The sequence below is a fragment of the Streptomyces sp. NPDC043854 genome, assembly GCF_056436005.1.
The window spans coordinates 15,690-28,775 of record NZ_JBWKDK010000072.1 but is presented as its reverse complement, the minus strand read 5'-3'; the positions used below and the strand labels follow the sequence as shown (position 1 = coordinate 28,775).

Genomic DNA, 13,086 nt, shown 5'->3' with positions numbered 1-13,086 from the left:
GGGCCTCCACCGCGAACATGACCCGCCGCCTCACGACACCGAGTCCCGCCTGGCGCGACACTCTCCAACTGGCCGCGTGAACGCCGCCGAACTCCTCGCCGGCCTCGGGCCAGCCATGCGTCGATACGCCGCCATGAAGTAGATACAGGAGGAACGACCGGCGAAATGCCGATCCGAGGAGGCTCAATCACGGGCTGAAGCATGCCACCACGATGCAAACGGGCCGCAGCCGACCAGCTTGACGATCTATAGGAGCTTCACCGGGACGGCGCTGGACAACGTCCCGGACTCCTACGCGACGCTCAGGCGCAGGTCACGGACGATCCGAACGCCTCGCAGGTCGGTAAAGGGGCCCAGGTTCCACCAGCGTGAAGTGGACGCCTTCCGCAGCTGGGTCTCCGGCCTCGGGGCGGCCGCACCCCGGCTGGTGGCCGCCGACCCCACGCTGCGGGCCGTCGTGCTCACCGCGGTGGGCGGCCGAACCCTGCACGGCGCCGTCCACCCGCCCGAGCAGCAGCGCCGGATCTTCCACCGCATCGGACAGCTCGCGGCGGCCATCCACCACAGCGCCCCGGCCCGGCCGGCCGCCGACGGCCTGACGCTGGGGAAGCTGGAGCGCCACCTCGCGGGGGCCCTGCCCCACCTCGCTCCCGGCGACGAGAAGTTCATCCGCGCCACCGCCGAAAAGGCCGCCGGTCGGCCCCTTTGCAGGCGGTGCCCACGCACGGTGACTTCCAGCCGCAACCTGCGCTGGGACGAGAGCGCCGACGCCCTCTACGTCATCGACTTCGAGCGGTCGGAAGAAGGCCCGGCCGTGCGGGACTTCGTACGGCTCTCCGACGCCTGGCACAGCCGGCCCGACCTCCTCCAAGCCGTGATGAACGGCTACGGCCGCCCCTTCACACCGGAGGAAGAGGCCCAGCTCACGGTCTTGTCCGTCCTCGATGCCATCTCCGGCATCTCCTACGGCACCGCCCACGGTGATCCCGAGCTGGTGGAGCGCGGCCTGCGTACCCTGGCCCGGCTGCGCACCGAACAGCGCCCCTGACCCCCATCCCGCCCACCACGAGGAGCAGCACGTTGACGTACACAGCCCGCGACCAGTGGGAGCAGCACTACGGCGAGGGGAAGGGGTGGCGCCGGCTCGGTGAGCGCGAACAGCAACTCCTTGCCGAGCACGCCCCGGTCCCCGAGGGCGGGGGCCGGGCCCTGGATGTGGGCTGCGGGACCGGGGAGCTGGCCGCCCACCTGGCCAGAGTGGGCTACGCCGTGGACGCCGTCGACCTCACGGACAGCGCGATCGCCCGAGCCCGCGAGGAGCACGCCGCCGTCGAGGGCGTGCGCTGGCTGCAGCTGGACATCGAGCGCGACGACCCAGCCCCACTGCACGAGGAGGGGTACGACCTGATCACCCTGCGGCTGGTGTACCCGTTCGTGACCGCGTGCCTCCCCTACCGCGGCACCTTGACGGCCGGGGCGAGCGTCGCCGGGATCCTGGGCATGCTGACGGCCGTGCCGCCGACCGCCGCCGCCTTCGGCGGTGGTCTCGGACTGCGGGCCGGTATGCCACTACGGCGTGCGGCCCCCTCGATGCATGACAGCCGGTCAGAAAGATGACCTGAGGCCCCACCGGTTCGCGCTCTATCATGTGAGCTGCCTCATGTGCTGAGACTTTGCCTTCCCGTTACCCGATGCTTATCATCATGTTTTGAACAGTTCATCGGGGGAGGGTGGCTGCTTTGCACACCATGGAATCCCGTCACGCGTCCATCGCCGTCCGAGTGCCTGACCAGCACGCGGAACTGGACGCGCACAGCGCGGGAACCAGCGACTGCACACTACTGCGCGGCGCCGTCAATGATCCACGGGGGATCGAGACACTCACCGGGCGCGAGCGACAGGTGCTCACGCTGCTCGGACACGGCATGCCCAACCGGCTCATCGCCCGGCGGCTGGGCATCGTAGAGCGGACCGCGAAGGCCCATGTGGCCAGCATCGTGGAGAAACTCGGCGTCAGTTCCCGGCTCGAAGCCGCACTGATGGCCCATCTGCACCATCCGCTCATCTGTACCGGGGACATTGTCCCAAGGGACACCTCACCAAGGGCCAATACCCGTACCACAGCGCATGGTTGTTGACTGGGAGACGTCCGTCGGAACAAGAGGCGGGCGTTTCCAATGATCGGGAGAGCGCGATGCAGAAGATCGAGAACGTCAACATCATGGAGCTCGTCGGTGGCTTCGAGGCCTACGCCGACGCCGCCGAGCTGAACTTCGAGGCGTCGGCCGACGCCCCGGCGATCACGCCGACCCTCACCACCATCGCCTACACCAAGGTGAGCGTCGCCGCCGGCACCGCTTCCTGGAAGTACGGCTGCTGATCCAGCAGTAGGGGCGGCCGGTAACGGCTGAACCGAGCGGTCCTGGGCGCGGGCAAGGCGCCCAGGACCGCCACAGCCCATGCCCAGGGTCCGACCCGGGCCGGGCACCACCCATTCTTTCCCGCCTTCGTCCTTTCCTGCCCTTCCTCTTCCGTGACTCCCGGAGGTCCGGCGATGAGCCGCAGTGTCTCTGTTCTCCTGCCCATCGTCCCGACCCGCGCGGAGCAGGCGGCGCCATTCGCCGCGTTCGTACAGTGGCGGGGAGCGCGGGCACTTTGGCAGGGACAGGTGTTCCTCAACGAACAGCACCAGATCCTCACTCAGTTGAGCGGAATGGGCCTGCGCGTCCCGTTCGGGATCGGTGTCTCGCTGATGCCGCTGCGCCATCCCGTCCAAGCCGCCATCGAGGCCCGCACCCTCGCCGCGGCGTCCGGTCACCCGGTCACCGCCGGATTCGGGCCGGGTGCACGCGCCTTCCAGGCAATGGCGCTCGGCGAGCCCTACAAGAGCCCGCTGACGGCCTGCCGCGAATACCTGAACATCGTCCGCGGACTGCTCGACGGCGACGAGGTCGATCAGCGCGGCACCTACTTCTCCTACTCCGGCTCCATCCCGCGCTTGCCCGCACCCCCCGTCGAGATGGGCCTCGGGGTGCTGCGCCCGGGCATGGCCCGGATCGCCGGGGAGACCGCCGACGTGGCGATCACCTGGCTCACCCCGCCGTCGTACGTGCGCGACGTCATCGTCCCCGCGCTGCGCGAAGGAGCCGACGCCGTGGGCCGGCCCGTGCCGCGTGTCGTGTCCATCGTCCCCATGGCCGCCGCGGCCGACGGCAGGAACACCCTGGCCGTCCTCGGCACCGGAAGCTCCAACCACTTCGCCGCGCCGCACTACCGGGACATGCTGACCCGTGCCGGCGTCGAGGTGGACGGTGAGGACCCGTCGGCGACCGCCAAGAGCCTGCTCGCCGCGGGGGGAGCCCTCACCGGCGACCCCGCGGAACTGGCGGCGGGTATCGCCGCGTACCACGCGGCGGGTGCCGACGAGGTGGTCCTCAACAACGCCGGACTCGGGATGCTGGAGGGACCGCGGGCCGTCCTGCGCGACCTGGAGGCGCTGTTCAACGGGAACGGCTGGTAGCCGCCATGACCGACCCCACCGAGCGCACCGGGGGCACCGGTTCCGCCGCACGCACCGAGCCCGCCGGGCTCGGCTTCACCCGGCTCCTCTTCATCGCCACCGGCTCCGTCTCCGCCGCCGAACTGCCCTCCTGGATCGCCTGGCTGCGCTCCACCCACCCCACTCTGGAGATCCAGACCATCCTCACCCGCAGCGCCCAGCGGTTTGTCACGCACGAGGCCCTCAACCTGCTCACCGGCCGCCGCACCCTGGTGGACGCCTGGCCGGACGAGCCCGTGCTGCGCGCCCCGCACGTCGACCTGACCGCCTGGGCCGAGGCCGTACTCGTATACCCCTCGACGTTCTCGTACACCGCCCGCCTCGCGCTCGGCCTCGCCGACAGCCCCTCGCTGCTCACCGCGCAGTGCACGGCGGCGCCCGTCGCAGTCGCCCCCGCGCTGCCGCCCGGCGGCGCCCAGAGCCATGCCTACCGCCGCCACGCCGAGGCCCTCGCGGAGCGCCCCAACTGCGTCGTCGTGCCGCCCGTGCCCGCGCTCAGCCTGACCACCGGGCGCACCGACAGCTGGGTCCCGGCCCCGCTCCCCGATGTGGTGGACGGCCTCGCCGCGCTGCACCGCAGCATCACGGCGGAGCCGACGCCATGAGCGGCGTCGTGGTCGACGCCTTCGCGACAGGCCTGCTCTCCACCACCGTCACCGCCCTGCCCGACGGCGGCCACCGCTGGCTGCACCGGCCCGGTGCGGGGGCTCCGGAGGCCTTCGCATCGCTCACTGCCCGCCTGCGCGAGCTCGTCGAGCAGACCTCCCCCGGCCCGGGTGCCCGCCTGCTGACCGGGGATCCCGCGCCGGACGGCGCCCGGACGTACGCCGCCCCCGGTCCATACTCCGTGGCCCACTGGCTCATCACCGGGGGTGGACCGCATGCCGTCCCCGGCGGCCACAGCGCGCTCACCGGAACCCTCAGGGAGGCCGGGGCGCTGCTCGCCGCACTCCACGGCCGGCCCGTCCCCGAGGAGGCCCGGCGGCCCGCGCGCGCGGTCGTCCGGCTCCACGCCTGGCTGTCGGGCCGTACGACCGCCGGCGGAGCCACCGCCGCGGACCTGCTGGGCGAGGCGGCCGTGGCCCCCCTGCTCGCCCGGGTGGCGCAAGCCCTCGGCCCCGCGGACGGCCACGTCCTGTCACACGGCGCGCCGGGCCTCGGCTCGCTCCTCCCCGCCGCCGGAGCCGCACCGGCGGTGCTGCTGACGGGCGAAGACCTGTGCGCCGCCCCGCCCCATTTCGACCTGGGCTGGCTCGCCGGGGAACTCCTGGAGTTCCGCTGGCTGCTGGGCGCCGCCGCCGACCCGCAGGTCTGGCAGCAGCTGCTGGACGCCCTCTTCGACGGCTACGGCGGCGACGCCGCGGCCGCGCGTGAGGGCCACCTGCACGGCACCGCCCTGCGCGTTGCGCTGCACGCGCACGACACGGCTGCGTACATCCCGGCCTCGACCGGCCAGGCCCGCCTGTACGGCCTGCTCGCCACCACCCTCACCGAGGAGGCGGCCGCATGACCGACGGCACGGGCATACGCAGGCTGACCCTCGGCAACGGGCTGCGCGTACTGATCGACACGACCGCCGCGGGCGGCCTCACAGCGGTCTCGGTGCACTACGGCGTCGGCTTCCGCTCGGAGCCCGAAGGAAGCGCCGGCGTCGCACACCTGCTGGAACACATGATGTTCGAGGGCAGCGAACGCTTCCCCGACCGCGCTTACTTCGCCGACCTCCTGGCCGACGGCGGATCCGCCGAGGGCACCACCCACCAGGACTACACGGACTACGTCCACGTCGTTCCCGCCATGGCCCTGGAGCGCGCGCTGGCCGCCGAGGCCGACCGGATGCGCGCCCCCCGCTTCACCGTGGACGCCCTCGCCGAGCAACTCACCGGCATCGAGGCCGAGATCAAGGCCGCCGTGTACGACGCTCCGCTTGGCGGCCTGCCCTGGCCCCTGCTGCCCGCACTGCTCTACGACCGCTGGGCCAACACCCACAACGGCTACGGCGACCTGCCCGACCTCGCCCACCTGACCCCCGAGGACTGCGCCGGCTTCTTCCGCGAGCACTACACCCCCGGCAACGCCGTACTCACGGTGAGCGGCGCGGACGGCCCCGAACAGGTCGCCGCCCTCGTCACCCGGCACTTCGCCGCGGTTCCGGTCGGACCCGCCCGGCCCGAGACAGCGCACCGCCCGGTCCTGGCCGAACCCCCGCTCACCGCGGACCGGGTGAGCGTACGGACCGTGCCCGGCGGTGGCGCCGTCTGCCTCGGCTACCGGTTGCCCGACCCTGCGACCGACCTCGATGGCTACCTCGCCCGGTTCGTGGCCGCCCGGCTGCTGGCCGTGCCGCCGGTCGACGCGGGCTGCGGATTCTTCGGCCCGCTGGACGCGCTCGACCACGACACCCTCGTCATCACCCTGCCCGCCGCCGACGAGGACGGGGTACGGGCCGCGCTGCACCGCGTAGACGAGGCGCTGCGCGCCATCCTGGACGTCGCGGAGGTCGCCGACGCCGAAGTCCGGCAGGCGGCCCGGCGGCTCGCCGACGACCACCTGCGCGCCCATCACGGGCCGGGGCCCCGGGCCCGCGCGCTCGGCCGGCTGGAGATCCTCTTCGGCGAGCCGGCCCGCAACGTGGGCGGCTTCGCCGGCGAATGGCTGCACCGCGCGGTGCACGACATCGTCACCTCCCGCGGCGACGCCGACACCGCCGCCTTCGCCGGGCTGTCCATGACGCGCGAGACCGTGCTCGCCCGCGGCGCGGAGAAGCTCGCCCGGCTGCGCCCGGTGGTCCAGGAGTTCTGCCGCGGCTACCGCGACGCGCGGCCCGACGCCGATCCGGGCCTGGCCGAGCGCGCCACCGCCTTCGCGGGCTGGCACCTGCTGGACCGGCTGCTCGCCGGGGCCATGCGCTCCAACCGGCTGCTCGGCATCGAGCGGGCCGCCGCCGGCATCGGGCACACGGCCCTGCTCGACCCCGCCCGCTTCACCCACGTCGTCGGACTCGGAGACGCCTCGTGACCACCGCCGCAGCCCCCACCGAGCCGCTCACCCCCGGACCGGCCACCGCCGAACCGGCGCCGGCCTCCCCCCTGGCCCCCGACCTCGCCGACGCCCTGGCGCGGATCCACCTCTCCGCCGACGGCCTCACCGCCACCGTCGGGCCCCGCACCATCGAGGGCGAATCCGCCCGCGAACTCCAGCAGCGGCTGGGGGCGGCGCTGTACGAGGTGTTCCACACGGGCCGAGCCGAGGCGGACACCCGCCGCCGGAGCATGGCCCCGCGGGACCGCGGCTTCGAGCGGGAGCTGGCGGCGGCGCTGCCGCACCGCGAGATCCAGCGCACCGGCGTCCTGCTCCGGGCTCCGCAGGAACCGGGCAGCGGTGAGGCGCTGGTGTCCTGGGACGGTGTACGCGTCCGGGTGCCCGTGGACCAGCTGACCGCGGACGGCCCGCTCGTCGCCGGCGCCGAGGTGCGCTCCCCCGCCTCCCCGGCCCGCCCCGCGCTCTCGCCCGGGTTCTTCTACGCCATGGGCTCCCGCGAGCCGCGCTTCGACGACGAACTGCTCCGGGTCTACGTCCACATCACCGAACCCGGACGCGCCCCGGTGATCTGGGGGACCGTACTGGAGCAGCTGGAGGCGGCGGGAGCCGGCTACCACGCCAAGGTGCTGTCGGGTCCGGCCGACTACCCGCGGCGCGACGCCCTCGTCGTCTACCTGGGCAGCGAGTCCTGGGGCTCCTGCCACACCATCGCCGACGCCGTCCGCGCCCTGCCCGGCACCGGCCCGGACACCTCGGTCTTTGCCCACCGGCTCGGGCCCGGCACGGCCGTGGCCTGGGAGCCGGACGACTCCCGGCCCGGCGCGGGCGGGCTGAGCTTCGGCCAGCACCGCGCGTCAGCGCTGGCCGAGGCGGCCGTACGGGCCACGACCGGCTCCGAGAGCGCGCACGAGGCGTTCAGCAGCGCGGGCATCGACCCGGGCGCCCCCTACCGGAACCTGGCCTCTCCGGACCTCCCCGCCCGCTGAGCGGGCCGGCGGCCCGCGCCGAACGGGCCGGACCGGCCCCGTAGGACTCCCATCCCCCACCCCCACCCAAGGCGGAAGGCAGCACCATGCAACACCCCCCCGAAGGAGACGCGGTCCCGGCGGCCGTGGAAGTGCGCGGGCTCCGCAAGGAATTCGACGGCAAGGTCGCCGTCGACGGAGTCGACCTCACCGTCCCCCGGGGCAGCTTCTACGGCCTGGTCGGCCCCAACGGCGCCGGCAAGACCACCAGCCTGTCCATGATCACCGGCCTGCTCCGGCCTGACGCGGGCACCGTGACGGTCGCCGGGTACGACGTCTGGCAGGACCCGTACGAGGCCAAGCACCGCATCGGCATCCTCCCCGACGGCCTGCGCCTGTTCGAGCGGCTGTCGGGACGGGAGCTGCTGCGCTACACGGGACGTCTGCGGGAGCTGCCGGCCCCCGACACCGAGGCACGCGCCGAGGAACTGCTCGACGTGCTCGGCCTCACCGAGGCCGGCGACAAACTGGTCGTCGACTACTCCACCGGCATGCGCAAGAAGATCGGCCTGGCGGCCGCACTGCTGCACAACCCGCCGGTCCTCTTCCTCGACGAACCCTTCGAGAGCGTCGACCCGGTGTCGGCCGAGACGATCCGCGAGGTGCTGCGCCAGTACACCGCGACCGGCTCGACGGTGGTCTTCTCCAGCCACGTCATGGAGCTGGTGGCCGCCCTGTGCACCCATGTCGCCATCCTGGCGAAGGGCCGTGTGATCGCCGACGGCACGCTCGACGAGGTACGGGCCGGCCGGAGCCTGAACGAGCGCTTCATGGAACTGGTCGGCGCCCCGGCCGGTAAGGCGAAGGGAGGGAGCCTCGCGTGGTTGGGGTCTTCGTCGGGCTGAAAGTCGCCCTCCTGCGCAGCAGTCTGCGCCGCAGTACCGCCCGTGCCGTGGGGTTCGTGGCCGGCACCGTCATCAGTGTGGCCGGGGCCTGCTACGCGGCGGTGGGCCTGGCCCTGGGCCAAGGCGAGCCGGACGCGGCCGATTTCGCCGTCCTGGCCTTCGCCGGGCTGGCCGTCGCCTGGCTGGCGCTGCCGCTGTCCTTCGGCGCGGGTGGCGACGAGAGCTCGGATCCGACCCGGCTCGCCGTGCTGCCCGTCCGGCCGCGCCGGCTGATCGCCGGGGCCACCGCCTCCGCGCTCATCGGCCCGGGGCCGCTGTGCACCCTGGTCCTGATCACCGGAGCGGTCGTCGGCGCCGCCGAGGGCGCGTTCAGCAGCTTCTCCGCCGCGTTCGTCACCGTCCTCGCCGTTCCGCTGATGCTGCTGCTGTGCGTGGTCGCCTCCCGGGCCGTACTGGCCTCCTTCGCCCGCGCGCTGACCGGCCGGCGCGGCAAAGACGCCGCCGCCCTCGGCGGCGTACTGACCGCGGTCGGCGGCTACGCCGCCTACCTGCTGCTGACCACCGCCGGGTCGGGGCTCGCTCTGCCGCCCCTCGTCGTACGGATCCTGCGCTGGACCCCGCCGGGCTGGCCGGCCGACGCGATCCGGGCCGCCGCCGACGGCAGGACCGCCACCGCCCTGCTCGAACTGGCGGGGACCGCCGCCCTGATCGCGCTGCTGATGGTGTGGTGGCACGGCTCCCTGGCCCGGTTGATGACCACGACGGACTCCTCCACGGCCCAGGCCGTCAAGGTCCGGGCGGGCCGGACGACAGGCCTGCGGGCCCGGCTGCTCACCTCCAGCCGGACCCTGCTCGTCGCCCACCACCAGTTCAGCGCCTTCGCACGGTCGCCGAGGCACCGGATGACGATGATCGCGGCGCTGGCGTACGCGCTGCTGTTCCCGGTCGTGATGGCGGCGGCCGGCATGCGGACCCCGTACGCCGCCGTCGGCGGCGCCTGGGTCTTCGGACTGACCGTCCCCGGAGTGCTGTTCGCCCTCGACGGCTCCGCGATCTGGAGCAACGTCGCGACGCTGCGCACCGTGGCGCAGGCCCGCGCCGAACTCGTCGGCCGGCTGCTCCCCCAGCTGGTGGTCATCGCGCCCTGGCTCACCGCCGTCGCCACCGGCGTCGCCCTCGTCACCGGGCGCACCGACCAGCTCGCGGCCGCGCTCGGGGTCAGCTTCGCGTTGCTCGGGGTGACCTTCGCGATGGGCATGGCCATCAGCGTGTTCCACCCCTACCCGTACCCCGAGGACCCGTGGAGCGTGAGTGCGCCCGGCCAGAGCGGCGGCTACCACCTGGCGAACTTCTTCAGCTCCATCCTCGGCGTGGTGGCAATCGTCCCGGTGATCGCGGGCGCGATCACCCTGAACGGCTCCGCCTTCTTGTGGCTGCTGCTGCCTCTGGGTACGGCGTACGGCCTGCTGGTCGTCCTGGTCACCCTGCGGACCATGGGACGGCGGCTGTTCGACAAGGCGCCCGAGATCCTCACCACCCTGCGGATGTCCTGACCCACCGACCGGACGAAGGAACCACGACGATGAAAGACTCGGCCACCCGCTCCCTGCTCGGGCACGCCCGCCCACAGCGCAAGGCCCTGATCGCAGGCGCGGCACTGAGCGCGCTCGGCGGGGTCGCCGGCCTCGCCCAGCCGTTGGTGGCCAAGTCGTTCGTCGAGACGCTGGCCGTCGACGAGCCGGTCTCCCGCCAAGTGCTGCTCCTCGCCCTGCTGATCGTGGGCGGGGCGCTGACCAGCGCGTTCGGCATGTACGCCGTCGAACGGGCGGCCGAGAGCGTGGTACTGGGCGCCCGCAGGCAGCTGATCTCACGGCTGCCCCGGCTACGGGTCGCGGACCTGGACCAGCGGCCGCCCGGCGATCTCATATCCCGGGTGACGGCCGACACCACCCTGCTGCGCGAGGCAGCGACCAACAACCTCGTCGACACGCTCATCGGCTCCGTCACCCTGCTCGGCATGCTCGTCCTGATGGCCTGGCTCGACGTCGTCCTCTTCCTCGCCGTGCTCGGTGTCGTTTTCGCCATCGGCGTGTGCACGGCCCTGGTCATGCCCCGCATCGCCCGGGCGAGCAAGGAGGCCCAGGAAGCCCTCGGCGAGCTGGGTTCGGGGCTGGAGCGGCTGCTCGGAGCGATCCGTACGGTCAAGGCGAGCGGCGCCGAACAGCGGGAGAGCGCCGCCCTGGAAGGTTCGGCGCACGGCGCCTGGCAGGCGGGCCTGCGGGCCGCCCGCTGGGGTGCGGTGGCCAGCACCTCCAGCGGCCTGGTGGTGCAGCTGGCGTTCCTGACCGTGCTCGGCCTGGGCGGGGCACGGGTCGCGAACGAGTCGATGAGCGTCGCCTCGCTGATCGGCTTCCTGCTGTACCTGTTCTACCTGGTGGGGCCGGTCGCGCAGCTGGCGAGCGGGATCAGCGGCCTCCAGGTGGGTACCGCCGCGGTCCGGCGCATTCACGAGGTGTTGGAACTCTCCCCCGAGGAGGGGGAGGAGCCGGCCGGGTCCGGCGGCACGGCCGGCGGCCGTGCCGTAGCGGCAGCCGAGGCCGAGGCCGCGGCCGACCAGGGCGCCGGGATCGTCTTCCGGGACGTCGTCTTCCGCTACCGCGAGGACGGCCGACCCGTCCTGGACGGGGCCGGCTTTGAGATCAGCCCCGGCGGGCTGACCGCCGTCGTCGGGCCCTCCGGGACCGGCAAGAGTACGTTGTTCGCCCTGTTGGAGCGCTTCTACGACATCGACAGCGGCAGCATCACCGTCGACGGGCGCGACCTGCGCGACTGGAATCCGGCCGAGCTGCGCCGGAACATCGGCTACGTCGAGCAGGACGCCCCCGTGCTGGCGGGCACCCTGCGCGACAACCTGATGCTCGCCGCCTCCGGCGCGAGCCCGGACGAACTCCGGCGCGTACTGGAGCAAGTACGGCTCACCGCCCTGGTCGACAGCCTGCCGCAGGGCCTCGACACGGAGGTTGGCCACCGGGGCGCGGCCCTGTCCGGCGGCCAGCGCCAGCGGATCGCCATCGCCCGCGCGCTGCTGCGACGGCCCCGGCTCCTGCTGCTCGACGAGGCCACCTCGCAGCTCGACGCGCTCAACGAGAGCGAGCTGCGCGAGGTCGTCGCGGAGATTGCACGCACCACCACCGTCCTGGTGATCGCCCACCGCCTGTCCACGGTGACCGGCGCCCGGCGCATCCTCGTCCTGGAGGACGGCCGGGTGCGGGCCGCCGGCACACACGCCGAACTCCTACGGGAGGGCGGGCTGTACGCGAGGCTGGCCGCGACCCAGACGCTCGGCACCACCCAGCCGGAGCCGGAGCCGGCCACCGACTGACCGGCGCCTCGGAGACCTCGCAGTCACCACCGAATTCATGACAAATCTCAGTATGTGGCGTTAAGGCCCTGTGTCATGCTGAATGTATGCACTTTGAGGCGCTGGCGATGGCGCAGGCCCACCGCCCGGACGTGGCCGTCCTCGACATCGGGCAACCGGGGTCGGACGGAGTCCAAGTCGCCGCGGCCCTACAAGAAAGGATCCCGGACTGCCGTACCGTGATCATCGCAGAGAGCGGCGGGGCGGGGCGGCTGAAGCAGTGTCTTTTCCGTGGGGGCACGGGGCGTCATGTCGAAGTCCGCGTCCGCGGAACAGCTGGTGGCGGCGATTCACATCGTGCATTCCGGCGGGCGGTACGTGCATCCGGAGCTCGTCGCGGATGCCATCGTCTCCGACGGCGCCACCTGACGGGACCGCGACCCGACGGGCGCGGCCCCGTCGCGGCAGCCCGGTCCTCCGGGTGCCCCGCACAGCGGGACGGCTCCCGGCCCGACATCCTCGAGCATGGTGAGGACGGTGCTGGGCGGACCGAGCGGAATGGTCCGGCAGGATCCTGCCGAGACCCTAATCCGTTGGCTATCGGTTCGAGTCCGACATGGCCTACAGCTCCCAGGCGGGGGTTAATCCCTCTGACCTGCTACTGAGCGCCCCACCCGGTTTCGGCCAGGTGGGGCGCTCAGTCGTTTCCGGGCCCGTGCGTGAGCGATGCGTGAGCGGACGGCCCGTCATCCCCTGGTCAGGAGGCGGACGGGCGGGCACGAGGCACCAGCTGGGCCGCTGCTTCGGCGGCTGCCTGGTCGACCTCGGGGAGCATGCTCGTGTGTCCGAGGTCAGGGTGATCGTGGAGTGCCGGAGCGTCTCCTTGATCGTGTGGAGGTCGCCGCCACCGCCGTGGGTGAGGGTGGCCGAGGCGTGGCGTAGATCACGAAGGGTGATCGGCGGCAGGTCCGTGCGGGCCAGGACCTGACGGAAGGTCTCCGAGGCGGTCTCGGGGTGGAGCCAGGCGCCGTTCTCCTGGGCTGGCCGGGAGTGGACCGAGGTCCGCTCCGCGATGCCGGTGCCGGCCTGGCTCCTCAAGCGCGGCGGACGCCCGGAGACGTACTGCCACCGCGAGATACTCGACGCGGTGCGCTGCCTCGTCGACCACGGCGTCAAGTGGATGGCCCTGCCGGTCGACTTCCCGTACTGGCGGCCCGTCTACGACTTCTTCCGCCGCTGGCGGACCTACGACTA

Annotated in this window: 13 protein-coding genes and 2 pseudogenes; 13 read left to right on the top strand and 2 right to left on the bottom strand. The window is 72.8% G+C overall.

Going from position 1 to position 13,086, the window contains the following annotated elements:
* The coding region (locus AC068A_RS34270) for a hypothetical protein (RefSeq protein ID WP_478590190.1) at nt 1-187 on the bottom strand (187 nt) is incomplete at its 3' end.
* A 186-nt stretch (nt 188-373) separates the two neighbouring features.
* On the opposite strand from AC068A_RS34270, the gene AC068A_RS34265 reads away from it, so the two are divergent.
* The 12 genes from AC068A_RS34265 to AC068A_RS34210 all read left to right on the top strand — a co-directional run bounded on the left by AC068A_RS34265 (nt 374) and on the right by AC068A_RS34210 (nt 11,853).
* Nucleotides 374-1,048 carry a phosphotransferase gene (locus AC068A_RS34265; protein WP_478590189.1) on the top strand — a complete coding sequence of 225 codons (675 nt, stop codon included), beginning with the start codon at nt 374-376 and terminating at the stop codon, nt 1,046-1,048.
* Between the two features lie 32 nt (nt 1,049-1,080).
* Nucleotides 1,081-1,617 carry a class I SAM-dependent methyltransferase gene (locus AC068A_RS34260; RefSeq protein WP_478590188.1) on the top strand — a complete coding sequence of 179 codons (537 nt, stop codon included), beginning with the start codon at nt 1,081-1,083 and terminating at the stop codon, nt 1,615-1,617.
* A gap of 131 nt (nt 1,618-1,748) precedes the next feature.
* Nucleotides 1,749-2,138, top strand: a complete 390-nt coding sequence (locus AC068A_RS34255) for a helix-turn-helix domain-containing protein (RefSeq protein ID WP_478590193.1) — start codon at nt 1,749-1,751, stop codon at nt 2,136-2,138.
* A gap of 56 nt (nt 2,139-2,194) precedes the next feature.
* The gene (locus AC068A_RS34250; RefSeq protein ID WP_360633443.1) at nt 2,195-2,380 is read left to right on the top strand and encodes an LxmA leader domain family RiPP; all 186 of its coding nucleotides are present in this window, start codon (nt 2,195-2,197) and stop codon (nt 2,378-2,380) included.
* A gap of 174 nt (nt 2,381-2,554) precedes the next feature.
* Nucleotides 2,555-3,520 (top strand): LLM class flavin-dependent oxidoreductase, encoded by a 966-nt coding sequence (locus tag AC068A_RS34245; protein ID WP_478590187.1) that lies wholly within the window; start codon nt 2,555-2,557, stop codon nt 3,518-3,520.
* 5 nt (nt 3,521-3,525) lie between these two features.
* Complete coding sequence (locus AC068A_RS34240) at nt 3,526-4,164, top strand: flavoprotein (RefSeq protein WP_478590186.1); 639 nt, start codon at nt 3,526-3,528, stop codon at nt 4,162-4,164.
* On the top strand, nt 4,161-5,069 hold the full coding sequence (locus AC068A_RS34235; protein ID WP_478590185.1) for a hypothetical protein: 909 nt from the start codon (nt 4,161-4,163) through the stop codon (nt 5,067-5,069). The genes AC068A_RS34240 and AC068A_RS34235 overlap by 4 nt, the downstream gene beginning before the upstream one ends.
* Entirely contained in the window at nt 5,066-6,577 is a 1,512-nt protein-coding gene (locus AC068A_RS34230) for a M16 family metallopeptidase (protein WP_478590184.1), read from the top strand. The genes AC068A_RS34235 and AC068A_RS34230 overlap by 4 nt, the downstream gene beginning before the upstream one ends.
* On the top strand, nt 6,574-7,587 hold the full coding sequence (locus tag AC068A_RS34225) for a T3SS effector HopA1 family protein (protein ID WP_478590183.1): 1,014 nt from the start codon (nt 6,574-6,576) through the stop codon (nt 7,585-7,587). The genes AC068A_RS34230 and AC068A_RS34225 overlap by 4 nt, the downstream gene beginning before the upstream one ends.
* An 86-nt stretch (nt 7,588-7,673) precedes the next feature.
* A complete protein-coding gene (locus AC068A_RS34220; RefSeq protein ID WP_478590182.1) occupies nt 7,674-8,471 on the top strand; it encodes an ABC transporter ATP-binding protein in 798 nt (265 codons plus the stop codon).
* A complete protein-coding gene (locus AC068A_RS34215; protein ID WP_478590181.1) occupies nt 8,447-10,024 on the top strand; it encodes a transporter in 1,578 nt (525 codons plus the stop codon). The genes AC068A_RS34220 and AC068A_RS34215 overlap by 25 nt, the downstream gene beginning before the upstream one ends.
* 29 nt (nt 10,025-10,053) lie before the next feature.
* Nucleotides 10,054-11,853: an ABC transporter ATP-binding protein gene (locus AC068A_RS34210; protein ID WP_478590180.1), complete on the top strand. Its 1,800-nt coding sequence runs from the start codon at nt 10,054-10,056 to the stop codon at nt 11,851-11,853.
* Between the two features lie 736 nt (nt 11,854-12,589).
* On the opposite strand, the pseudogene AC068A_RS34205 reads toward AC068A_RS34210, so the two are convergent.
* Nucleotides 12,590-12,870, bottom strand: a pseudogene (locus tag AC068A_RS34205) (site-specific integrase); the annotation flags it as partial.
* 22 nt (nt 12,871-12,892) lie between these two features.
* Here AC068A_RS34205 and AC068A_RS34200 point away from each other — a divergent pair.
* Nucleotides 12,893-13,084, top strand: a pseudogene (locus AC068A_RS34200) (transposase); the annotation flags it as partial.
* Nucleotides 13,085-13,086 lie beyond the last annotated feature (2 nt).